Raw genomic sequence first — 24,734 nt, forward strand, 5'->3', positions numbered from 1 at the left:
TCTTGAGGGGGAAACGGCCATGGGCGACATCCTGGCTGTAATGGAAGCTGCACAATCGAAGGGCTGGCTATCGCCGACATCGCGCATGATCCTTGACGTGTCACGCTATGGCGGCAGTATCGATTGGGAAGGTGTGCGGGCAATTCAGGCCATGCCCTGTTGGGGCAACGCTGAGGAGCGTCGCACCCGCGTCGCCTACATTGTCCGTGACAGCATGTGGTCTTTGTTGATCCGCATGATGTCTGCAATTTTCTCTACCACTCAGCACGGCACTTTCCTAAGTGAAGAGGCAGCCCTGAATTGGTTGCTGTCCGATGATCCAGTCGTCAAGCGTGCCCCATGACCCGCTCCACCGTCCAATAGAGACCGATCAGGGCGATCAGAGCAGAGGCTGGGGTTGTGACACGGGCCTTGAACCAGGGCTGATTCTTGCACCAATGCAGGACAAGAATGTAGGTGAGGGCGATCACCGCCAATTGTCCAAACTCGATCCCGACATTAAAGGCCATCAAGGCGGTGACCCGACCGTCCGGCGGTAATCCCAGATCGGCCAGCACGCCGGCAAAGCCAAGGCCGTGCAGCAGACCGAAGCCGAAGACCAGTGCAGGCCGCCAGGGCGTCATGCGTCGGGCCAGGATATTCTCCACCGCGACATAGGCAATAGAGAGCGCGATCAGTGGCTCCACGATTGAGGCTGGCAGGCTCACCACGCCATACAACGCCAATGCCAAGGTCAGGCAATGGGCTACCGTGAAGGCTGTCACCTGAACCAGCAGCGGGCGCATCCGTGTCGTCAACAGCACAAGCCCCAGGACGAACAGCACATGGTCGGGCCCGTCCGGTACGATATGGATGAAGCCCAGATGCAGATACTGGCCGACAATCTGCGTCAGGGTGGGTGGCAGGCCGGGGCGCAGGGGCAGGGGTGGCGTCGCCTGATCCCCCTCCACCCAATGGGTCTGCCCCGCCAGCAGCAGCGGATTCTGGCCGCGCAGCAGGTCGAACTGCCAGGACAGGGTGCGGGCATCTGCTGGCAAGGGGCCGTCAGCGCGCAGCACGATGAAGGCGGGCTGCGACTGATCCGCCGGCATCCGCAACTGTTCGACGGACAGTGTCGCGACCACGGCCTGCCCATCAATCACGATCCGCAGATGGGAGGGCAGGTGCGGCGACAGGTCGGTCAGGCGGGCAGCCGCGACCTCTTCTGTCAGGTCGCGGCTCAGCGGCAGGCCGTGCGTCTCTTCCAGCCTGTTGATCAGGGGGGTGGGGGCTGTAACGATCCGGGCCGTCCAGATGCCATCGCCCGGTTCCACAATGATCTGGCTATCTCCGATCTCATGGCCACCAGCAGGGGCGACGAGCAGGAGCAGCAGCGTCACCAGACCAAGAAGAAGCGATTTCATCAGGGGGCCGGGTAGATGTTATGTCTTGGGTGTAGGAACGTGACGGGTCACGCACCACACCACAAGACAAAACCGCAACTGGCATGATCAGCCGATAATGCCATCGGCATCGAACGGCATACGGCCTTCGATCTGCCCCAGCAGACGGTAATGGCTCAGCCCGCTATCGAATTGACCGGCCGCAACAGCGGCGGCAACATCGGGATTCTTGGCCAGATAGTAAGATTCGTTGAACTGATCCGTCGCCAACCGGCCCTCAAAGCGGCCATAAGACAGATAATGATCGATGGCCGACCCGATCTGTCCGCTGGCAATGGCCTGGGCCACGTCGGGATTGAGTTCCAGGTAATCGCTGGTGCTGAAATAAGCGTTGGGATTGCGACCCTCAAACTGCCCAAACAGCAGGTAGTGCTCAAACGCGCTGCGGATTGACCCGTCAGCAACGGCTTTGGCAATGTCGGGATTATGAGCCAGATAGTAATCGGTGTCGAAGAACGCAGCCGGGTCGCGATCTTCCTCCGCCCCGAAGGACCAGAAGTGATCCTCAAGCGAGGAAATAGCGCCACCGGTTACAGCCGCCGCCACATCCACATTGCGCACACCGTAATAAGCATCGTCGAACCGGACCTGGGTCAGGTTCTCGCCCCAGTTGCTGCTATCGATGACGCGGTCTGCGAACTGCACATACTCAACATTGTGGATGCTGATATTCCCCTCGGCACCAGTAACGACGGCCCAGGTGGAGTTACCTTCAGTCACCGCGGCGATGGTGTAAGACGCCGCATTGCCCGACAGGACAATACGGTCAAGACCGCTACCCCCGTCCACACGGTCACCGTTGGTCAGCCCGGTGATGACATCGTTCCCGCCGGCCGCAGAGATACTGTCGGCCCAGGCGGTCGTGCGGATCGCATCGTTGCTGTTCGTCCCCACGATGGGGGCGACCTTAACGTCGCTCACCGCATCACCATATTTGCCAAAGGTGACATAGGCCATGTCGCCGGAAAAGCCGATGCCGACACTGTCCCAGCTGTTGGACAACAGATTGCTGGCCGTTCCGGGATTGGACAGCCACTCCGTCAGCAGATCACCGCGCACCGTTCCGGCCAGGACGCCATCGGCATTTTCCGCGATGCTCTGTGGCAGGGTCAGTTGCAGACCGGCCCCCACCGCCAGCACGCCAGCCACAAATCCCTGCCCATCACTCCAGTGATGAAGGGTCGGCACGACACGGGCGGCCACAGAGACCTGGGACCAGGCGCTGTAGCCCACATTGCTGTCGAAATCACCGGCGTGTTGACCGGCAAGGACGGACAGGTCGAAACTCGGTTTAAGGGGGGACAGGCCCTTTTCCGCGCGCAGCGCGTTAATGGCGTGAAAAAGGGCCAGTTCACTGGTCGACAGGCTGGTGCTGCCGGCGAACAAAGTGGTGGTTGCTGCCAAACTCATGATCTTCAGCCTCCGGCGACCAATGAGCCGACCTGCGACGTCAGGTGGATTTCCACCGTCGCCTGGCCAACCACGGTCAGATGTGCTTCGACATTGGCAACCAAAGCCCCCAAATCCGTGACGATGGCGCTTGACGTGCCCGCGTCATCGGATTTTTCGATCACCAAACTATCCAGCCCCTTGTCAAAATTCTCCACCTTCGCGATCAGATCTTTCGTATTCCCGTCAATCACGACCAGGAACGTGTCAGCTTTCTTTTCGATGCCGACAAACGACACACGGTCGTCGAACGTCACCTGCACATGTTCGCTGCCGATGGCATAGGACAGAGCGACCCCCTCGCTTTGTCCGGCTGCGACCATGATTTCCTGCTTTGAACCGGTAACGGTCGCGTCCACGGCTGGTGTCGGGACCGTCAGGACCGAATGTTCCTTTTCAACCGTCACAGCGGTCAAGGCACTGGCGGCAGGCGTCGATGCAGGTGCATCCACCTTGTCCGAATAGATGTCCTTGGGTGCTTCAACGGGTGCGGCGCTGTCATCCAACGCCGCCGTGCCGGTCGTTTTCTCGCGATGCTCCGGGGTCAGACTGCTATCGACGGCTGGCAAATCCAGCGCGGCCTTGGTAGCATCGTCACCGTGATCGCCAGCGTGAGGCGCGCCGACCGGGGGCAGGGGCGATGCCGCCGCTTCGTGTGTGACGGCGTTGGCGATCACATCTGCGGTCAGGACGGCAACGACTGCGCTGACAATGCGCAGGAAGGCGTGAGTGCCATCCTTGTCGTCATCGCCATCGGCGGCGGTGGTGCCATGGTGATCGACCATGCCGATACCGGCCAGGGTCGAGACATCCATATTCGCCAGGGCCTGACGCAGCGTGTCTCCGGACCAGGTCTCCCCGTCCAGGACATGCACTACGAAAAAGCCATCAATGCGCGCGATATGCACAAGCGCGTCACCGGTAGAGACATCTTCAATCGCGAACCAGGGATCGCCCTCGTCGGAGAGGCCCGACGCGGCCTCCACCATCAGACCATGGCGGGCAAATTGATCCAGGCACCGATAGACATCAGCGATGTCCTGATTGCTCCAGGAGCCGCTATTGCCACTGGCCGCACGACCGGGGAAGCGGAATATCTCGGCCGACGCGCTCATGCCGGCCTCCCTTCTTCTTGGTTCTGCCGCAGGGCGGCGAAGGCATCGGGTTCAAAGGCGGAAAGGTAGCCAGCGGCGAATTCCGCCGGTTCCATGCCCAAGGCCAGCGCCCAGCCGGCAAGCACACCTTCTGGAAGGCGGCCGCGACCGGATTCAATGGCGCTGACCAAGGTCGGCGTGGCAAGCCCTACCGTTTCAGCCAGTGTGCGGGTCGTGAAACCACGATCAACGCGCCGCTGACGGATGATACGTCCCCACGCGGCCCGGCGTTCCCGCAAGGCTGACATCCGTTCGCGCGATGCAACGTCCACCACTTCGTGGCGAGATGCCTTCAACTGCGCAATATGGATAGAGACGATTTCGCCCATCTGGCGGCCACCTGAATCCTGCTAGTCCTTAAACAACACGAAAGCGCGGGGCCTGCTGGTCCCCATCGCTGCCGCCGGGGGTGTTTGTACCGGCATCGCCGAACAGAATGGAATGGGTAATGGGGTCATAAAATTGCATGAGGGTTCGCACAAATTCCGCCGGCTGCATCTGCAGGGCACCCGCCCATGCCAGATAGCTGTCCGGCGGGATGCGACCACGCCCCGCCTCAATCATCGACACCATCGTGTAATATTCAAGGCCAACCGCCTCAGCCAGCGCACGCTGGGTAAGGCCGACCTCGCTTCGACGGCCTTTCAGCCAAGCACCCGCCTGTCGGCGCAGCTCCTTGACCTCTTCACCGCCACCATGTTGAGGATGTGAATACATCCGGCACCCCATGAACTCTAACGTCTGCGTCGAACATAAGCGACTTTATAACAGAATACCACTTTTCTCTCGCTGACGGGGGTATGCACCTGTCCCCACCCCTTGCATGCAACAAAATATAGGGGGTTGATGGCGATAATGGGGCGAGAGAGATAATCCGAACGGGGTGCAGGGCGGTCGGAGCCGCGCGACTCCGGTGCGACTCCGACCGATGGCTTCCGGTTATTCTCCGGTGCCCGTTACGCCTGCCCGTGACGGGCATTCCAGGAGGCTTCAACCTCGGGCGGGCGTTGCAGGATCAGGCCATACCAGCCCAGGCCCTTATAGGTTTCGTAGCCCGGGGTCAGGGCGAACGCCACCATCGTGCCATCCTCCGCCGTGTAATAGCCCATGTCCCGCCCGGCTGTGGTCAGCGGATAGCGACCGATCAGCAGATAGCGCTTGTCGCTGGCGGCCAGCACCCGGAAGTTGCTGTCGACGATCAGGCATTTGGTGCGGCCTTCCAGCCGCTCCTCCTCCGTCAGGCGGACATTGCCGACAACGGAACCGGCCTGCGGGGCCCAGTCGAAGAAAATGCCCAACACCCCCAGGGGACGGCCATTTTCTTCCCCGCCGGCGCGGATGGCCGTGGCGTAGGTGGCGACCGGCTGACCATTCAGCCCGTCATGCGGGGCCACATCAGCCACGGCGAATTCCGTTCCATCCCGTGTGGCCATTGCATCCTGGAACCAGGTCTCGCCGGCAACGGAACGGCCCAGTACGGGGTACTTGCCGGGTCGCCCGCTGGCCACCACCCGGCCCTGCGCATCCGCCACCCAGATATCAAGATAGACCGTGTAGGATTTCAGGATCACGCCCAACCGGTGGCTGGCATGATCGGCAGTGGCCGTGCCGGGCTTTTCCAGCGCATCGACCACGGCGCTGTCGGTGGCCCACCATCGGACATCGCACGACCGCTCGTAAAGGTTGCGGTCGATAATGTCGATCATGTTAAGCGCCAGATCGGCAAGCCGTTGGCCGCGCATCGACCCGACCAGCCCCTGTCCCAACTGGTGCAGACGATTGGCGCTGCCGACAATCTCGTCGCGCATCTGGCTGGCTGCATGGTCAATCTCTGATGAGATCGTCTGAACCTCCGCCGCGACGACCCCGAATCCGGCACCATGAACGCCGGCCCGCGCCGCCTCGATCTTGGCATTGAGGGCCAGTATCTTTGTCCGGCGGGTGATGTCGCCGATGGCACTGGTCCGCATGGCGGATACTTCGGCGACCTCACGGGCCAGTTCGATGATGGTTTCGGGGGAGGCCTCCTGATCAGCATTCGCCCGATATGCGGAAATATCCGCCGTCAAATCTTTCGGCATGTGTACCACGGTTCTTTATTGGCATTGCGAACACTTGGTGGGGTTTGCTTCCTTGACGCCACGCATCTTTGCGAAGGCGATGCGGCTTTGCGCCGTCTGACCTGCTTACTGTAGCAACTGATTAAAAATTATCCAGATGAAATATTGATTAAAATATGAGCAACTTATTTCTTTTGGATAGGCGGCGAAACATTAAAGCTCTTCTCATTTATGTTCCGTTAACGCATTGTCGCACAATATTTAATCTTTAACGCTCAATAAATAGACAGATCCAGGGAGCAACCTGTATCGCCCCTTTTCAGAAGCGCCCGCTTGCGCTACTCCCACCATGATAAAACAGCGTCTCTTGCTCAGGAATCCTGGACCCATGGCCACCATCTTCGTTGCGCGCAGCGCCAATCTCAGTCAGTGGGGATCGGACGTCGGATTGGGCAAGAACCTGTTCAAGGTCGGCATTTGCGATGGCGACCCTGCGGAAATTCTGGCGGCCGGAATGGCGGGGGAGAAGGATTGGGCCCTGGTCAAGAAGCAGGCCGATATCGACCTGACTGAAGAGGAGATGGTCGAACGGCTGAGCAAGCGTCAAAAGCGTGTCGATCCCACCTACTATCCCCGTATCAAGGGGGAGACCGCCCTTTTCAAGGTTGCGGACAGCGATGTGCAACGTCACATCGTCCTGGCGCGGGCCATGGCCGGGGAAAGCGAAAAGGCGGCGATCAAGTTGAAGGTTGCGGATTTTGCCAACTATCTGATCGCCAACGCGCTGAGGTGAAATTACATCACCCGTCAAGATGTCGGCCCGAGGAAGCCGCGACGGTATCAAACTGGCGGCAGGGCGACGCCTTACCACCGGTGCGCCTTGATCCTGACACCAGGGATTCGACAGGCGATGTGCATCGACGAATGCTTTTGGATGATAGGGTTGATAACGCCAATTGTCCGTGGTCGCCCCGGCGGCGGCCAACCTTTCTCCCATTCATGAATGCAGGACGCGCACATCCTCGTACCGGTACCTAACCCACTCCCTGCTGCTGCTTGCCGAATTCACGGAGAAACCGTTGCTTCCGGTGTGGGCGTGACGATACTACTGCATCCAGTAATGCCGTCACCGGAGGGGATAAGTGCATAATAAAGGCATGGCGCAGGGCGTGGCGGCGAACTTGCAGGCCGTCAAGGAGAAGCATCTTGCCGGCAAGGTGGAGGAAGCCGAAAAGGGATATCGCGAACTGCTGAAGCGGCACCCCGGTTTGAATGAGGCTCTCCATCCCCTCGGGATCGCCTTGCAGCAACAGGGCAAACATGCCGAAGCCGTCGAATTTATCCGTCGGTGGGTCAAGATCGCGCCGAAGGACTGTGATGCGCAGATCAATCTCGGCAATTCTCTTCTGAATTTGAAGCGTGGTGCGGAGGCGTCGCAGGCTTATTCTGCGGCTTTGGCAATCCGTCCGACGGCACCCGATTTATTGCTGCTGAAAGCTATGGCCGATCAGCAGTCGGGCGATCTGCCGCTGGCGGAGCAAAGCGTGCGTCGCATGTTGGCGGCGCACCCAGCCTCGCCGGAGGGGTTGTTCACCCTGGGTATCATTCTGGCGGGCCAGGGGCGAATTGACGATGCCATTCAGGCCTATCGCGACGCTCTACGCCATCGCCCCTCCATGGTGGAGCCGATGGTCAATCTGGCCAGCCTGCTGCAGAATCGCCAGCAGCGGGACGAGGCGGTAAGGCTTTACAATGAGGTACTGCGCCTTCAACCGGGAATGCCGGAAGCGCTGCTGAATTTGGCCACACTTCAATATGAAGACGGGGCCGATCCCGAACAGACGCTCCAGCTGTTTTTGCAGGTTCTGGAACGGTTGCCTGATCACGGCGATACCCTGAACAATATCGCCAATGTTTACATGAACCAGAACCGACTGGGGGAGGCGGAGACCTATATCCGCCGCCGCCTGGCCGTCCCGCCCGAATCCTCTGGCGCACACGGAACGGCGGCCGCCCTGTTCATGCTGGGCGGACAGTGGGAGGAGGGTTGGCAGCACCTGGAATGGCGTTGGTTGCGCGATAATCTACCGGTGCCGTTGCGCGATTTCGGCAAGCCGGAATGGCGGGGCGAGGATATCAGCGCCAAAACCATCCTGATCCACCATGAACAGGGGCTGGGAGACAGCATTCAGTTCGTGCGCTTTGTACAGCAGGTAGTGGCGCGCGCGGGGCAGGTGATCCTGGAGGTGCCGGCTAACCTGCTGGCCCTGTATGGTCAGTCGATACGGGGCGTGACCCTGGCCACCTATGATGAGCCGCTGCCGCCGTTTGACGTCCACATCGCGATGATGAGCCTGCCTTTGGTGCTGGGCGTTACGGTGGACACAGTTCCAGCCCCCATCCCCTATCTGCATGCCGACCCCGCACGGGTGACGAAATGGCAGGACCGCATCCCGCAAGGGGGCTTCCGCATCGGCATCGTATGGCAGGGAAAGCCGGGAACTGGCGTTGACAAGGGCCGTTCCTACACGCTTGACCAACTGGCGCCCGTTGCCCGTGTCCCCGGCGTCACGCTGATCAGCCTCCAGAAGGGCTATGGCCTGGACCAGTTGGAGCATCTGCCGGAGGGGATGAAGGTCGAGACGTTGGGCCCCGATTTCGATGAAGGACCGGGGGCCTTCCTGGATACGTCTGCCGTGATGCAGCATCTTGATCTGATCATTTCCTCTGACACGTCGGTGGCCCACCTCGCGGGTGCCTTGGGCCGTCCCGTTTGGGTGCCCCTGAAATTCTCGCCTGACTGGCGCTGGATGGTGGAACGGGCTGACAGTCCTTGGTATCCGCAAACCATGCGCCTGTTCCGGCAGACCAATCCTGGCGACTGGGCGAGCGTTTTCCAGCGACTGGCCGCCGATGTCACCGCCCTGAAGGATGGTGACCGGTCGAAGCTGCAGGCATCCCCGCCGCCGCCGCGCCCGCCCTTGAAACCCTTCCCGCCTGTACAGGCACCGCCGCTTCCAGCGCACAGGCCGCCCGCCAAGCTGATATCAGGTCAGGTGCCGACTAAAGTTGAGGTTGCTCAACGTTCCGAATTCGTCGCGTCGCACCGCGTCGCGGATGGTGTCATGGAAACGGATACCCTCTATGGGCGTATGCGTTATCCGGCCAATGACAAGTTCATTGGATTCTGTCTGGACGTTTATGGCGAATGGGCTGCTGAAGAAGCAGAGTTGTGCAGGGCGCTTCTGAAGGAAGGCGATGTCGTGGTGGAAGCAGGGGCCAATGTCGGTGCCTTGACTTTGGCCCTTGCGCACGCTGTTGGCAAAGGCGGCCACGTGCATTCGTTTGAGCCGCAGCACTTCATTCATCAGTTGTTGTCCTGGAATGTGCAGGCGAACGACCTGCCGCAGGTGCAGGCCCTGCGGGCGGCGGTGGGTAAAGAAGTGGGCAAAATCCATGTGCCGCTGGTGGATTACAGCCGGGTCGATAATTTCGGTGGCTTATCGTTGATTGGTGCCGAAACGGGAGAAGAGGTTCCCCTGATTACCGTCGATAGCCTTGGTCTCAATAACCTGCGCCTGCTGAAGGTAGATGTTGAGGGTATGGAACTTGATGTGATCATGGGCGCGCAGGAAACTATCAGCCGGTGCCGTCCCGCCCTTTATTTGGAACGACCGACAGGCGACCGGGCCCGCACGCTGATTGATATGATTGCCAGTCTCGGATACCGGATATGGCAGCATGACAGCCCGCTGTTCCGGGCAACTAACTTTCGGCGCTGCTGGAATGCGCTGTCTCAACAGGGCATTTCGGTCAACTTGCTCTGTTTGCCAGCGGAGAGCAGACCTGTTGTTATCGGTTTGAAGGTGATCGACCCTTCTGCCACGGCTGATTGACAGCCAGAATAAATCTGACGTTTCGGGTTATTTGAAAATGGGGCTGACGGTGGACGTTCAGAGCAAATTGATAAACGAACTTAACGACATCAAGATGGCGCATCTTGCCGGCAAGGTGGAGGAAGCCATCAGTCGATATCAGGCGTTACTTGCCGCAGCTCCGAACTTCGTCAGTGTCTGGCACCCTCTCGGGATTGCCTATCAACAACTAGGGCAACATGACAAGGCGATCGAAGCCATCCTTCAGTCGCTGACCTTTATCGCTGACGATTATGACGCTCTGGTCAACCTCTCCATTTCGCTTCAAGCCATAAGTCGCCACGCAGAAGCCATCGGAGCAAGCGAAAGGGCCGTGCGGCTCAAGCCGGGCGCAGCTCCCGCTTATGATGTGATGGCGCAGGCTAAACAGGCGATCGGGGATATTGCAGGGGCCGAGTACGGATATCGTCAAAGACTGGCAATTGAACCTGATTCGATCGATGGATTGTTCAAATTTTCAAGCTTCCTGGTGACGGTTGATCGCAATGATGAAGCAGTTGTTGGTTTTGAGCATGCGCTAAAAATCAACAACAATATACCCGAAATTCATGTCAATCTGGCCAATTGTCTAGTTCGTCTGGGTCGGGGCGAAGAAGCGATAAAGCATTTCAATGAGGCATTGCGTATGCGGCCCGACATGGCCGAGGCATACCTTAATCTGGGTAATGCATTTTTTCGCTATCGTGGTGATATTGAAGGCGCCCGGCACTGCTTCGAGATGGTGCTATCCAAGGAACCGAACAATCGCAACGCCTTGAATAATTTGACCAGCCTGTCAATGGAAATGGGAGATGTACAGGCCGCTGTTCGCAACACGCGTCGAATGTTGGAAGTCCATCCTGCGGATCCGGTGTTGCATGCGACAGCGGCTAGCGTCTTCTTGACGCTGGGTCAGTGGCAAGAGGGGTGGCAACATTTCGAATGGCGCTGGCTGAGAGACAATCTGCCGGTGCCCTTGCGGGACTTTGACAAGCCGGAGTGGCATGGCGAGGATATCAGCGACAAGACCATCCTGATCCATCATGAGCAGGGATTAGGGGACAGCATCCAGTTCCTGCGTTTTGTTCAGCAGGTGGTGGAACGCGCGGGGAAAGTCGTGCTGGAAGTGCCAGCAAACTTGTTGGCGCTTTACAGTCAGTCAATCCCAGGCGTAACCCTGGCGACCTACCGCCAACCATTACCGTCCTTTGATGTGCATGTCGCCATCATGAGCCTTGCTCACATTCTTGGCGTTAATGTGGACCAGGTGCCGGCACCCATCCCATATCTGCGGGCCGATCCTGTGCGGGTTGAGGCTTGGAAGGAGCGCTTGCCCAAGGAGGGATTCCGCATCGGGGTCGTGTGGCAAGGCAAGGCTGGGGTCGGGGTTGACTTTGGCCGTTCCTATCGACTTGAAAATCTCGCGCCGGTGGCCCGGCTGCCTGGTGTGACCCTGATCAGCTTACAGAAGGGCGATGGTCTGGATCAGTTGGACAGCCTGCCGGAGGGAATGCGGGTTGAAACTTTGGGGCCTGACTTCGACAGCGGGCCGGACGCATTTCTGGATACCGCCGCTGTCATGCCGCACCTGGATCTGATCATTTCCTCTGACACGTCGGTTGCGCATCTGGCCGGTGCGTTGGGTCGCCCTGTGTGGGTACCTTTGAAGTTTGCGCCCGATTGGCGTTGGATGCTCACACGGGAAGACAGCCCCTGGTACCCTTCGAACATGCGGCTTTTCCGTCAACGTCAATCTGGCAACTGGTCAGAATTGTTCGAAAGACTGGCCGTTGATGTTGCGGCGCTGAAGGATGGGGACACAAGCCGGCTGATCCCGTCACCGCCGCCACCGGCACCGGCACCGTTGCCATATCCGCCCGTCATGCGGCCGCCGCTGCCCGCCAATCGGCGCGCGGCCTTGCTGCGAACCTTCGGGGCATCGAGGGAAGTGGCGCCCGGCATTATGGAATCCGAGACCCGGCATGGCCGCATGCGCTATCCCGCCACAGACTTGTTTATTGGCCGCTATTTGGATGCCTATGGGGAGTGGTCGGAGGAGGAAGCCGTCATTTGCCATGAATTGTTGCAGCCGGGCGATACGGTGATTGAGGCGGGCGCCAATCTCGGCGCACACACGCTGGCCCTGGGCGCCGCCGTTGGGCGCGGCGGGCGGGTGCATGCGTTCGAACCACAGAAATTCATTAATGAGCTGCTGGCCTGGAACGTCGAAGCCAATGGTCTGGATCAGATCACGGTTCATCGGGCTGCGGTGGGCTCCGAACCTGGTGAGTTGCTAGTCCCCGACGTCGATTATAGCCGATTAGGCAATTTCGGCGGCATATCACTTGGTCGGAGCAGCGGCGGAAGCGATAGCGTCCCCGTCGTCACGATCGACAGTATGGGGCTTTCGCAACTGCGTCTGTTGAAGGCTGATGTGGAGGGTATGGAGTTGGAGGTGCTACGCGGCGCGGTTGCAACCATACGCCGCTGCCGTCCTATCCTGTATCTGGAGAATGACCAGAAGGACCGTTCGGCGGCGTTATTCGAGTTCGTCTATTCCATGGGCTATCGAATCTGGCAGCATATGCCTAGAGCGTTCAGCCCGCATAATTTCCGGGGCAACTTGAAAGATATTAATCCGGATTGTGTTTCGGAGAATATTCTTTGTGTCCCTGCTGAATTTGAAACCGTGGTGGTCGGCCTGCCTGAAATCGTGAAGTAGGCGTAGGGTAAGGGCGGTGCATCCCAATCCCTGTATGGTCTGCATGGGCTGCCGGGCCTCTATCCGGCAGGCAAGCGCAGCTGCCTATTCGGTAGGATAGGTGCCACGGCTCTGTTGCAAATGCTAAGGGTATGACCAACGGTGCGGCAGGCGACCTGTGGTCGTCGCCGCTCCTGATTCTGTCAGGATCAGTCATCATGCGCATTGGCATCAGCCAGAAGATCATGTTTTCCAATCTGTTGGTGCTGTTACTGCTGGCGGCGGCGACGGTGTTGATGCTGTTGGGTGCCGGACGGCAGCAGAAGCAGATCGCGCAGGCGAACCGCGCCGCTGACCTGGCGGCGGTACAGTCGCTGGACCTTGTCTCCACGGCCCGGCTGCTGTCGATCAATCTGGTCCAGATTCAGCAATGGCTGACCGACGTGTCGGCCACGCGCGGCCTGGACGGGCTGGATGACGGGTACGCCGAGGCGGAAAAGGCCCGTGACCACGCGCGCGAGAATCTGCGCAAGTCCAAGGAACTGGCAAAGGCCATGGGACAGACGCAGCTGGTGGCACAGCTGGACAAGGTCGGGTCTGCCCTGGACCCGTTCTATGATCTGGGCCTGAAGATGGCCCATGCCTATGTCAAGGACGGCCCGGCCCAGGGCAACAAGCTGATGGGCGAGCTGGATTCCAAGACCGAGGCCCTGACCGACGCGCTGGACGCGGTCGTTAAGGAAGTGGACGTCATCGCTGCCAAAGCCACCGACAGCATGCATCGCGAGCTGGGCAGTGCCGTGGATATCGCCGATGATCTGGCCGACCTATCTTTGATCCTGCTGGTGGTGGGTGTGGCCCTGTCGGCCTTGGTGATGTTTGTCCTTAACCGGCATGTCGTGCGGCCGCTGATTGGCTTGACGGAGGTGCTGGGCGCCATAGGCGACGGTAATCTGACGGTCCGGGTGCCCGCCGCCGGTGACCGGACGGACGAGATTGCCGACATGTCCAAGGCCCTTGCCATCCTGCATGAACGCACGGCGGACAATGTCCGCCTGCGCGAGGCGCAGGTGGTGGCCGAAGCCAAGGCGCGGGAGGAACGCGCTGCCGCCCTGACAAGCATGGCCGAGACGGTGGAAAGCGAAAGCCGGGTATCGGTAGACAATGTCGCCGCCGAGGCCGCGATCATGGACGAAACCGCCGCCGGGATGGAACGGTCGGCGGCCCAGGTCAGCGACAATGCCCAGAATGTGGCCGCCGCCGCCGAACAGGCGCTGGCCAATGCCGAGGCCGTGGCCAGCGCCACCGAGGAACTGACCGCCTCCATCCAGGAGATCAGCGCTCAGGTCGCGCATGCCATGAATGTCAGCCGCAAGGCCGTGGAAGGGGGCGAGCGCACCCGCGCCACCATCGAGAGCCTGCGCGAGGTGGTGGGCCAGATCGGGGAGGTCGCCAACCTGATCGGTGACATTGCCGGCCAGACCAACCTGCTGGCGCTGAATGCCACCATCGAGGCGGCCCGCGCCGGGGAGGCCGGCAAGGGCTTTGCCGTCGTGGCGTCGGAGGTGAAGAATCTGGCGACCCAGACCAGCCGGTCGACGGAGGACATTACAGCCAAGATCAGCGAGATCCAGTCGGCCACCGCTGCCGCTGTGGAGGCTGTGGCCTCGATCAGCGGTGCCATCAACGATATGGACCATATTTCCTCCACCATCGCCGCCGCGATGGAGGAACAGTCGGCGGCGACCAAGGAAATCGCCCGTAACGTGTCGGAGACGGCCAACGCCAACCGCGAGGTCTCCCGCCGCATCGCCCTGGTGTCCGAGGAGGCCCATGGCACCGGCGAGAAGGCAGTCCTGCTGCGCGAAGTGTCGACCCACGTCACCGATGGGGTGAACGCCCTGCGCCAGACCCTGGTCCGCGTGGTCCGCACCGCCATTTCCGACGTGGACCGCCGCGCGGCCCGCCGCTATCAGGTGGGCCAGAAAGTCAGCGTCCAGATCGGGGAACGGTCGGTGGAGGCCGGCCTGGACAATATCTCCAGCGGCGGGGCGCTGCTGACCCTGGACGGCGTCAGCAGCGGACAGAAGGGTCAGCTGGAATGGCGGCAACTGCCATCGCCCATCGCCTTTACGGTGGTGGCCAGCGAACAGGGCGGCTGCTCTGTCCGCTTTGACCAGACCGAGGCGGGCCAGCATGTGCTGGCTGACCGCCTGGACGGTCTGCGTCTGGCTGCCGCGTAAGCCAAAGCCCATACAAAGAAGAAGCCCGGCGACCGCATGGCCGCCGGGCTTCTTCATGTTCTACGCGATCAGATCTTGGCGATACGCAGGTTGTTGGTGCTGCCGGACTGACCGAAGGGGATGCCGGCGACGACGACAATCCGCTCGCCCGGCCGCACGAACTCTTCCTTCACGGCCAGCGTGCGGGCGCGGTCCACCATCTCCTCATAGGTACCGACATCGCCGGAATGGATGGCGTGCGAGCCCCAGACCAGCGCCAGACGGCGGGCCACACCTTCATGCGGAGTGGCGGCCAGCACGGGCACGTCGGGCCGCTTGCGGGCGATACGGGCCACGGTATTGCCGCTGGCCGTATAGGCGAAGATGGCGGCGGCGTCGATCGTGTCGGCCAGATCGGCGGCCACCCCGGCCAGGGCGTGCGATGGGGTATGGTCCACCTCCGGCTCCAGCGCGGTGATGATGGGGCGGTATGTGGGGTGATGCTCCGTGCTGGCGATGATGCGGCTCATCATCGACACGGCTTCCACCGGATACTGGCCCGAGGCGCTTTCGGCGGACAGCATGACGGCGTCGGCGCCGTCATAAACGGCGGTGGCGACGTCGGAGGCTTCGGCGCGGGTCGGGGTGGGGCTGGCCACCATGCTGTCCAGCATCTGGGTGGCGACGATCACCGGTTTGGCGGCCAGACGCGCGGCGCGCACCAGTTCCTTCTGACGGCCGGGCACGTCCTCATGCGGGATTTCCACGCCCAGATCGCCACGCGCCACCATGATGGCGTCCGACAGGCGAATGATATCCTCAATCTTCTCAAGTGCCTGCGGCTTTTCGATCTTGGAGACCAGACCGGCCTTGTCGCCGATCAGGGCCTTGGCCTCAATCACGTCGGACGGGCGCTGCACAAAGGACAGGGCGATCCAATCCATGCCCAGCGACAGGCCGAAGGCCAGATCGGCGCGGTCCTTTTCCGTCAGGGGCGACAGGTCGAGCGCCGTGCCGGGCAGGTTCACGCCCTTGCGGTTGGAAATGACGCCGCCGACAATCACCTCTGCCGTGATCTTGTCATCGCTGACGCCGCGCACCCGCACCCGGACGCGGCCATCATCGATCAGCAGGTCCTGGCCGGGCATGATGGCCTTGAAAATCTCCGGATGGGGCAGGGGGATATTATCCTTCCCCCCCGGCTCCTTGCCCAGGACGAAGGTCACCTTCTCCCCGTTCACCAGTTCTTCCTTGCCGGCGGTCAGGGTGCCGATGCGGATCTTGGGACCCTGCAAATCCTGCAGGATGCCGATGGGACGGCCCACTTCCTTTTCCAGGGCGCGGATGGCGGCGTGGACCTTGGCGTGGTCCTCGTGGCTGCCATGGCTGAAATTCAGGCGGAAGACGTCGACGCCGGCCAGGAACAGCTCCTTCAGCTTTTCCGGCGTATTGCTGGCCGGGCCGACGGTGGCGACGATCTTGGCGTGGCGATGGCGGCGCATGGGCGATCCTTGAGGCTCTGGTGGCACAAAAATATTATGGGGGCACGGGGGCGCCCGTTCATTCCCATTCCCTATAGCATGGTTCGTGGGAAAATTGATCCCCCCAGTTACAAGAATTCGATGTCAGTTTGGTAATTCAGTTACCGAAACGCCATTCCTGGCGCGCTCGTGCAACAGGATGCAACACAAAACAAGGGGGTGTTGCACGGGGACAGGGGGTGGACCTGTCATGGGGGCAGCGGCCAAGCGCTGCTGCCCGCACTATAGCATTGTGCGGCGGGGAAGTCAGCGGTTGGGTGAGCTTGCATAAAAACGCCTTCCCGACGAATGCCGGGAAGGCGTTATAGAGGCCTGAGCGATGAAGAGAGATGGTGCCGATCAACCCCGCGCGGGACGGCGCAGGAAGTCGGGCGTCCAGTCACCACCGCCCTCGGCACCCTCACGGGCCGGGCGCTGGGGCCGCTGCGGCTTGGCGGCACCGTCGCGGGCGGGGCGATTGTCGGCGGTCTGCTTGGCGGCGGGGCGGGAATGCTGTTGCGGCTTGCCCTGCTGGGCCGGACGCTGTCCCTGACCCTGGGGACGCGGCTGCTGCGGACGGGCGGATGGGGTGGCCGTGCCCTCTATGCGATTGGTGTCGGCGCGGGGCGCGTCGGTGCGCGGACTGTCGCCGCGTGCCGCCTCTGCATGGCGCGGCTGGCCGCGATGGCCCCGGCCCTGCTGGGCACGCTCACCCGGCTGTCCCGCCGGCCTGGGCCGGTTGCCGCGCTTGGGTTGCGGCTGCGGCGGGCGTTCGGGCTTCAGCTGCGGCAGAACGGCGGCGGCAGCGGGTTCCATGGCGTGGCGCGGGATCGACTGCCGCGTCACCTTCTCAATCTGCTTCAGCAGCGGACGGTCGGCGGGCGTGACCAGCGAGACGGCGGTGCCGGCCCGACCCGCGCGGCCCGTGCGGCCAATGCGGTGAACATAGGCGTCGGGCACTTCCGGCAGGTCATAATTGAAGACGTGGGTGATCAAATCCACGTCGATGCCGCGCGCCGCAATGTCGGTGGCGACCAGGGCGCGGGTCTTGCCGGCGCGGAACGCATCCAGCGCGCGTTCGCGGGCATTCTGCGACTTGTTGGCGTGATAGGCGTCAGCCTCCAGGCCAGCACCCGCCAGCTGTGCCGCCAACTTATTGGCGCCATGCTTGGTGCGGGTGAAGATGATGGCGGTTTCCACCGCCGGATCGGACAGCAGCTTCACCAGGGTCGGTGCCTTCTGCGCCATGTCCAGATGGATCACCGACTGGTCGATGCGCTCCACCGTCGTCGCGGGCGGCGTCACCTCCACCCGGACATGATCACGCAGCAGGCTTTCGGCCAGACCCGACACATCATTAGGCATGGTGGCGGAGAAGAACATGGTCTGGCGGCCCGTCTTGGGCAGCTTTGCCACGATCTTCTTCACCGCCGGCAGGAACCCCATGTCCAGCATGCGGTCTGCCTCGTCCAACACAAACAGGACGACATTATCCAGCTTGCACTTGCCCTGATCCATCAGGTCGATCAGGCGGCCCGGCGTGGCGATCAGGATATCGACCCCTGCCGCCAGCGCCTTGATCTGCGGATTGATCGATACACCGCCATGCACCACGGCATTGGTGAAGGGCAATTGAATGCCCAGCAGGTCGAAAACGGTGCCGACCTGCAGCGCCAGTTCACGCGTGGGCAGCATGATCAGGGCGCGCGGATAATGCGCCCGCGCCCGCTTGTCCGCCTTGGCCAGGGCCTGCAGGACGGGCAGGGCAAAGGCCGCCGTCTTGCCGGTACCCGTCTGGGCCAGACCCAGCACGTCACGGCCCGCCAGTGCGGCGGGCAGGGCCTGCGCCTGGATGGGGGTGGGGGTGGTGTAGCCGGCAGCGGACAGCCCGGCGGAAAGCGGGGACAGCAGCCCCAGACCATTGAAATCAAGCATGTGAGGAAACGTAACCCTGTAACCGGCCCGGCGCAGGATGCAGCCGGACACCATAAGCACCACCGGAACGGTGGCGGCCCGATGGGGCGGCGGTTCCAGAATGTTGCGTTATGGAGAGCTTATCGCATGGGATTGTGCGCTGCGACAAGGGCGGAAGGCGGGGGGCAGGGGTGCGGTGGGGTGGGGCGATGGGATCGTAGCGCGGATTAGCGTCAGCGTAATCCGCGGTGCTACGGTGCCGGGCTTTCCGCGGATTACGGCTTGCGCCTAATCCGCGCTACGACAGCACAAGAGCGGAAAGCGGGGGGGCACTGATTCTAGATAAAAGGCGTATGCTTGTCAGGCTGATCCGCTCCTTCTCCTAGTGAGTTGCTAATAAACTGCGCTGTCATAATGTATCTAAATCGTGGATCGTCTAGCTTTTCTTTATAATCTGGAAGCCCCATGTACCATTCTAATTTACTTGACTGATTGACGTTGCTCTCGAAATCAGGAACGGGGCCGATATGCTTTTCAATTAAAGTAAGATTTTTGCACCGATCCCTTATTGTGGGAATATCAAAACTATCTGTTTCCAGAGAATGCGCAAAATCATTTCGAATGTTTTTCAGAGTTGATAGGTCTCTATAGGCTTCTTCTGATAGCAAACCCATAAGATAAGCTAAATCAATTTTTGTACTGAAGGCGCCAAGTGCGCCACTTGGCCTGAATAGTTTCTCGGAGACCTTTGGCTGATCGCTGCGCAGCCTAGCTCGAATAGCTTGCTCTAATCGGCGCTCGGCTATTGATCCAGCAACAATTCCAGCGGCTCTATCAGAGTCGAACTCAATTTGCTCAAAGGGGTTTGGTCCAATTCTTGTTTCTCCTTTACCGTAATAATAATAACCTAATCCTTCTGTCGTTAATAAGAAGTTATCCCCTCCAAATGAAGTGGCGGCCGGGGATTGCGTATCCCTTGTGCATGATATTGTGGTGACCTTTCGAAGCCACTTTGCAATATTTCCTGACTCGTGGCGAGGAAAGCCGTATCCGGTCCAGCCAAAACTGGGGTGTCGAATCCAGAAGGTTGCAAATTTATTCTCGCTATCGGGAAGAACATACCATCTTGGATTAAAATCGGATAGTGGGTGAATGCCTTCTTTCATATTTAACGGTACTGGGTCCTGCATTTGATGTCTGGTCGTGCCGAGTGCGGCAATTAGTTGATCGACAGAATGAGTATTCATTGCAATCAAATGAATATTATCTACATTATTTGATACTATTAAATTAGCGCTCTGGCGATCTTCCGAAATATCAATTTTTATTGTAGTGGAGTCGGCGTTTTCATTAATCATTTTCGATGGCTCCGCACTCAAACACGACCAGAATTTAAAAATCTCTTAGGATATAATATGCAGAACACACCAAATCAACAGTTGGAAACCATCAACATAAAGATGGTCGCCATATATGTGGCTGCATTTTTTGCGGTACGCAGCGACTATGGGAAATTCCCTTAACTGTGTATACGAGCAAAATAGAATGGGTGAACGATTGGGTGTTGAACCAATCCCCCGTCCGGAATCCCGCACAAACCCCACTACCCCTGTCCGGAAATCCAGACAAAACCCACCCCCACCCCACGCCAACCCCTTGATTCCCCATCACCCCGCCCCCTGGCACAGCACATGCCTATAGGCCCCCGAAGGCGGGACGGGGCTATGCGGCCTCCCAACCCGGCGGACACGGATTAATTGGGAGAAGCGACATGGCCCAGGGTGCCAGCATCGCCGCCAGCCCGGCGGCACCGAAGAAGTTCTATCAGAGCCTTTATGTGCAGGTGCTGGTGGCCATCGCCGTCGGCGTGGCGCTGGGGCATTTCTACCCGTCGGTGGGTGAAAGCATGAAGCCGCTGGGCGATGCCTTCATCAAGATGATCAAGATGCTGATCGCGCCCATCATCTTTCTGACCGTCGTGCATGGCATTGCTGGCATGGAGGATATGAAGAAGGTGGGGCGCGTCGGGTTCAAGGCTCTGATTTACTTTGAGGTTCTGACGACCATCGCCCTGGTTCTGGGCATGGTGATCGTCAATGTCTGGCAGCCGGGGGCTGGCATGAATGTCGATCCCGCCACCCTGGACACCAAGTCCATCGCATCCTATGCCGCCAAGGCGCAGGAGCAGGGCACGGTCGCCTTTCTGATGCACATCATCCCCAGCACCGTCGTCGGCGCCTTTGCCGAGGGGGAGATTTTGCAGGTGCTGTTCATCGCCATCCTGTTCGCCTTTGGCCTGCACAGCCTGGGTGACAAGGGCCGGCCCATGCTGCACCTGATCGATCAGGCCTCTGGCATCTTCTTCAAGATTGTCGGCGTGCTGATGAAGGTGGCACCCATCGGTGCCTTCGGGGCCATGGCCTTTACCATCGGCAAATATGGTGTCGGCACGCTGCTGTCGCTGGGGCAGTTGATGGCCGCCTTCTATGCCACCTGCCTGATCTTCATCTTCGGCGTGCTGGGCGTTGTGGCGCGGGTCTGTGGTTTCTCCATCACCCGCTTCATCCGCTATATCCGCGAAGAATTGCTGATCGTGCTGGGCACGTCGTCGTCGGAAAGCGCCCTGCCGCGCCTGATGGCCAAGCTGAACAAGCTGGGTGTGGAAAAGTCGGTGGTGGGTCTGGTCGTGCCGACCGGTTATTCCTTCAATCTGGATGGCACCTGTATCTATCTGACCATGGCCGCCATTTTCCTGGCCCAGGCCACCAATACCGAGCTTAGCATCTGGCAGGAGTTGGGTATTCTGGCGGTGCTGCTGTTGACGTCGAAGGGTGCAGCGGGGGTGACCGGGTCGGGCTTCATCGTGCTGGCCGCCACGCTGGCGACCGTCGGGCATATTCCGGTGGCGTCCATCGCCCTGATCCTGGGCGTTGACCGCTTCATGTCGGAGGCGCGCGCGCTGACCAACCTGATCGGCAATGGTGTCGCCACGCTGGTGGTGGCCAAGTGGGAAGGCGCGCTGGATACGGCCAAGCTGCAGGCCGAACTGGCCAACCCGACGGGGATTGAAGAGGCGATGGAGCGGCCGCGCGGCGTGCTGGCCCCGGCTGAGTAAGGGTTTGCGGCACCCCTGCTTCATCCCTTATCCTTTGCCGCCATGACCTCCACCCCTCCCATGCGCGGCAGCAACAGGGTGAAGACCGGCCTAATCGGCCTGGGCTTCGCCCTGTTGGCGTCTGTGCTGGCCTGGGCCGGGGGTGAACTGGCGGCGGGGATCAGCCGGGATGCGTTGCTGGATCAGGCGGGGCCGAGGCGGGCCTTGTTGATTGCGGGCCTGCGCAGCGAGTTGACGCGGCATGAGACGACGCCCGCCATCCTGGGCCTGTCGCGCACGCTGCGCACCGCCCTGCAAAGCCCGGATGATCCGGCGGCGGTGGAGGCCGCGAATATCTATATGGAGCAGATTGCGGCGCGCACAGGGGCGGCGGCGCTGTATCTGATGGATACGGGCGGCACGACGCTGGCGGCTAGCAACTGGCGGCAGGCAGACAGTTTCGTGGGCCGCAACTTCGCCTATCGCCCCTATTTCCGCGACGCGCTGTCGGGTGGGGTCGGGCGGTTTTATGGGGTGGGCACCACCAGCCGGGAACCGGGCCATTATTTCGCCCGCGCGCTGGAAGAAGGCGGCCTGACCCTGGGCATCACCGTCGTCAAGGTCTCGCTGACCCCGGTGGAGAAAAGCTGGGCCGGGCTGTCGGACAATATCCTGGTGGTGGATGGCAATGGGGTGGTCATCCTGTCATCGGTGCCCGACTGGACCTTTCGCACCCTGGCGCCCTTGTCGGACGCGGAGAAGGTGCGGCTGGCCGATACGCGGCAATATGAGGGGGTGGCGCTGCGCGCGCTGGACTGGCGGCCGGGGGCCGATGGGACGGTGACGCTGGCGGGGGACGCGCGGACCTACCTTGCCAGCGACAGTGCGGTGGAGGGCACGCCCTGGCGGCTTTATCTTCTGTCCAGCCTGGATGGGGTGGCGATGGCTCGCACTGTGGGCCGCGTCGGCGGGGTGGGGGTGGCGGCGTTGTGCCTGCTGGGCTGGCTCTACTGGCGGCAGCGGCGGCGGACAAGGCGGGCCTGGGAACGGTCGGCGGCAGCGCTGGAGCGGGAGGTGGCGGCGCGCACCGCCGAACTGGTGGCCGCCAACGAGGATTTACGCCGGGCGCAGGATGATCTGGTGCAGGCGGCCAAGCTGGCGGCCCTGGGCCAGCTGTCGGCAGGCATCACGCATGAGCTGAACCAGCCGCTGGCGGCATTGCGCACCTTTTCCGACAATGCGGCAGCGTTTCTGGAGCGCGGCAGGCTGGACCGGGTGGAGGAGAATTTGCGCCATATCGCGGGCCTGACGGAACGGATGGCGCGGATCACGGGGCAGTTGCGCAGCTTTGCCCGGCGGTCGGACAACAGGCCGGAGCATGTGGCCGTGGCAGGTGCCATCGACAGCGCCCTGACCCTGCTGGCCGAAAAGGTGCGGCGGGTGGGGGCGGAGATCGTGCTGGACTTGGGCGCCGGGCTGACCGTGCGCTGTGACAGGCTGCGGCTGGAACAGGTGTTGGTCAACCTGATCGGCAATGCCTTGGACGCGGTAACGGGGCGGGAGGTGCGGCAGGTGGTGGTTTCGGGCGCGGCGGCGGGGGGCCGCGTGCTTCTGCGCGTGGCCGATACGGGGCCGGGGATTGCCGATAACCATATGCCGCATCTGTTCGAGCCGTTTTTCACGACCAAGCCGCCGGGGGTCGGGTTGGGCTTAGGCCTAGTGATTTCGGCCAGCATCATCCGCGACCATGGTGGTAGTCTGACCGCCGCGAACGGGCGGGATGGCGGGGCATTGTTCAGCATCGACCTGCCGGCGGCAGAAGGGGTTTAGGGCATGGGCGCACCGCGCATCCTGCTGGTGGAGGATGATGATTCCGTCCGGTTGGGCGTGGAACAGGCGCTGGAGCTGGCCGACCTGCCCGTGCGCGGCTTTGCGGCGGCGGAACCGGCGCTGGACGCGTTGCGCCGTGACGGGGCGGATGTCCTGATCACCGATGTCCGCCTGCCGGGGATGGATGGTCTGGCGCTGCTGAAGGCGGCGTTGGCGGTGGAGGCGGGGCTGCCGGTCATCCTGATGACGGGGCACGGCGATATTGCCATGGCGGTGGGGGCCATGCGCGACGGGGCCTATGATTTCATTGAGAAACCATTCGCGTCCGACCGGCTGGTCGCCACCGTCAACCGCGCGCTGGAGAAGCGCCGGCTGCTGGCGGAGGTGGGGGCGCTGCGTCAGGCGCTGGTGCAGCAGGATGGGCTGGACGCCGCGCTGCTGGGCCGGTCAGCGGGCATGATGGCGGTCAAGAAGCTGATCCGGCAGGTGGCGGATACGGGTGCCGATGTCCTGATCCTGGGCGAGACGGGCAGCGGCAAGGAGATGGTGGCTCATGCCCTGCACCAATTCTCCAAACGCGCGCCCAAGCCGTTTGTCGCCATCAATTGCGGGGCGATCCCCGACAGCATGGTGGAAAGCGAGCTGTTCGGGCATGAGGCCGGGGCCTTCACGGGCGCTGCCAAGACCCGCATCGGCAAGCTGGAATTCGCCGATGGCGGCACGGTGTTTCTGGACGAGATTGAAAGCATGCCGATGGCCGCACAGGTGAAGCTGCTGCGCGTGTTGCAGGACCGGCGGGTGGAGCGGCTGGGCTCCAACCGGTCCATCCCGCTGAATATCCGCTTCGTGGCGGCGACCAAGGAGGATCTGGCGGCGTTGTCGAAGCAGGGGCGGTTCCGGGAGGATCTGTATTTCCGCCTTAACGTCGTGCCCCTGTCGATCCCGCCGCTGCGGCAGCGGCGCGACGATATCCCCATGCTGCTGGACCATTTCCTGCTGACGGCCAGCGACCGGCTTGGCACGCCGCCACCGCTGGTTCCGGCGGCGGATCGGCAGGCGCTGTTGGCCCATGGCTGGCCCGGCAATGTGCGGGAGCTGCGCAATGTTGCCGACCGCATCGCCCTGGGCTTGCCAGCGCTCCTAGGTGGTGGGGCGGACGCGGTGGGGTTGGCAGCGCAGGTGGAGGCGTTTGAGCGGCAGCTGATCATGGCCGCCCTGACCGACAGCAAGGGCGACGTGCCGGCGGCGGCGGACGCGCTGGCCGTTCCGAAGAAAACACTCTATGACAAGCTGAAACGTTTCGGTATCGAAATTGATAGTTTCCGATAGGGGATCATCATATCGATACCGGAATGAACCATCGGACCGCAGAAGTCATATCACCACGTTGACGCGATTGCGCATATGCCCTTATAAACCTAAGCGATAAAATCC

17 protein-coding genes are annotated in these 24,734 nt (G+C 61.3%); 8 read left to right on the forward strand and 9 right to left on the reverse strand.

Going from position 1 to position 24,734, the window contains the following annotated elements:
- The first annotated feature begins 19 nt into the window (after positions 1-19).
- The gene (locus ABC729_RS21765; protein ID WP_495609707.1) at positions 20-343 is read left to right on the forward strand and encodes a hypothetical protein; all 324 of its coding nucleotides are present in this window, start codon (positions 20-22) and stop codon (positions 341-343) included.
- Here the strand turns inward: ABC729_RS21765 and ABC729_RS21770 are convergent.
- The 6 genes from ABC729_RS21770 to ABC729_RS21795 form a co-directional block, all read right to left on the reverse strand.
- Positions 327-1,403, reverse strand: a complete 1,077-nt coding sequence (locus ABC729_RS21770) for a HupE/UreJ family protein (protein WP_495609708.1) — start codon at positions 1,401-1,403, stop codon at positions 327-329. The two genes, ABC729_RS21765 and ABC729_RS21770, sit on opposite strands and share 17 nt — an antisense overlap.
- Positions 1,404-1,490: 87 nt before the next feature.
- Positions 1,491-2,852 carry a CAP domain-containing protein gene (locus tag ABC729_RS21775; protein ID WP_495609709.1) on the reverse strand — a complete coding sequence of 454 codons (1,362 nt, stop codon included), beginning with the start codon at positions 2,850-2,852 and terminating at the stop codon, positions 1,491-1,493.
- A gap of 5 nt (positions 2,853-2,857) precedes the next feature.
- On the reverse strand, positions 2,858-4,006 hold the full coding sequence (locus ABC729_RS21780; protein WP_495609710.1) for a hypothetical protein: 1,149 nt from the start codon (positions 4,004-4,006) through the stop codon (positions 2,858-2,860).
- A complete protein-coding gene (locus ABC729_RS21785; protein WP_495609711.1) occupies positions 4,003-4,374 on the reverse strand; it encodes a helix-turn-helix domain-containing protein in 372 nt (123 codons plus the stop codon). Before ABC729_RS21785 ends, ABC729_RS21780 begins: the two co-directional genes overlap by 4 nt.
- Positions 4,375-4,402: 28 nt before the next feature.
- The gene (locus tag ABC729_RS21790) at positions 4,403-4,762 is read right to left on the reverse strand and encodes a helix-turn-helix domain-containing protein (RefSeq protein WP_495609712.1); all 360 of its coding nucleotides are present in this window, start codon (positions 4,760-4,762) and stop codon (positions 4,403-4,405) included.
- 239 nt (positions 4,763-5,001) lie between these two features.
- Entirely contained in the window at positions 5,002-6,126 is a 1,125-nt protein-coding gene (locus ABC729_RS21795) for a cache domain-containing protein (RefSeq protein WP_495609713.1), read from the reverse strand.
- A gap of 367 nt (positions 6,127-6,493) precedes the next feature.
- Between ABC729_RS21795 and ABC729_RS21800 the strand changes: the two genes are divergently transcribed.
- The 4 genes from ABC729_RS21800 (at position 6,494) to ABC729_RS21815 (ending at position 14,963) form a co-directional block, all read left to right on the forward strand.
- Positions 6,494-6,898 carry a hypothetical protein gene (locus ABC729_RS21800; protein WP_495609714.1) on the forward strand — a complete coding sequence of 135 codons (405 nt, stop codon included), beginning with the start codon at positions 6,494-6,496 and terminating at the stop codon, positions 6,896-6,898.
- A gap of 349 nt (positions 6,899-7,247) precedes the next feature.
- Positions 7,248-10,001 (forward strand): FkbM family methyltransferase, encoded by a 2,754-nt coding sequence (locus ABC729_RS21805; RefSeq protein WP_495609715.1) that lies wholly within the window; start codon positions 7,248-7,250, stop codon positions 9,999-10,001.
- Between the two features lie 37 nt (positions 10,002-10,038).
- A complete protein-coding gene (locus tag ABC729_RS21810) occupies positions 10,039-12,741 on the forward strand; it encodes an FkbM family methyltransferase (RefSeq protein ID WP_495609716.1) in 2,703 nt (900 codons plus the stop codon).
- A gap of 197 nt (positions 12,742-12,938) precedes the next feature.
- Entirely contained in the window at positions 12,939-14,963 is a 2,025-nt protein-coding gene (locus ABC729_RS21815; RefSeq protein ID WP_495609717.1) for a methyl-accepting chemotaxis protein, read from the forward strand.
- 68 nt (positions 14,964-15,031) lie between these two features.
- Here ABC729_RS21815 and pyk read toward each other — a convergent pair whose 3' ends face one another.
- From pyk to ABC729_RS21830, 3 genes are all read right to left on the reverse strand, one after another.
- Complete coding sequence (gene pyk / locus ABC729_RS21820; RefSeq protein ID WP_495609718.1) at positions 15,032-16,444, reverse strand: pyruvate kinase; 1,413 nt, start codon at positions 16,442-16,444, stop codon at positions 15,032-15,034.
- Positions 16,445-16,822: 378 nt separating this feature from the next.
- Complete coding sequence (locus ABC729_RS21825; RefSeq protein ID WP_495609719.1) at positions 16,823-18,397, reverse strand: DEAD/DEAH box helicase; 1,575 nt, start codon at positions 18,395-18,397, stop codon at positions 16,823-16,825.
- 317 nt (positions 18,398-18,714) lie between these two features.
- A complete protein-coding gene (locus ABC729_RS21830; protein ID WP_495609720.1) occupies positions 18,715-19,734 on the reverse strand; it encodes an MltR family transcriptional regulator in 1,020 nt (339 codons plus the stop codon).
- 413 nt (positions 19,735-20,147) lie between these two features.
- On the opposite strand from ABC729_RS21830, the gene ABC729_RS21835 reads away from it, so the two are divergent.
- From ABC729_RS21835 to ABC729_RS21845, 3 genes are all read left to right on the forward strand, one after another.
- On the forward strand, positions 20,148-21,491 hold the full coding sequence (locus tag ABC729_RS21835) for a dicarboxylate/amino acid:cation symporter (protein WP_495609721.1): 1,344 nt from the start codon (positions 20,148-20,150) through the stop codon (positions 21,489-21,491).
- A 78-nt stretch (positions 21,492-21,569) separates the two neighbouring features.
- Positions 21,570-23,300, forward strand: a complete 1,731-nt coding sequence (locus ABC729_RS21840) for a sensor histidine kinase (RefSeq protein ID WP_495609722.1) — start codon at positions 21,570-21,572, stop codon at positions 23,298-23,300.
- Between the two features lie 3 nt (positions 23,301-23,303).
- Positions 23,304-24,629 (forward strand): sigma-54-dependent transcriptional regulator, encoded by a 1,326-nt coding sequence (locus ABC729_RS21845; RefSeq protein ID WP_495609723.1) that lies wholly within the window; start codon positions 23,304-23,306, stop codon positions 24,627-24,629.
- The last annotated feature ends 105 nt before the right edge of the window (positions 24,630-24,734 follow it).

This window comes from Niveispirillum sp. CC-CTL257, from assembly GCF_059489915.1.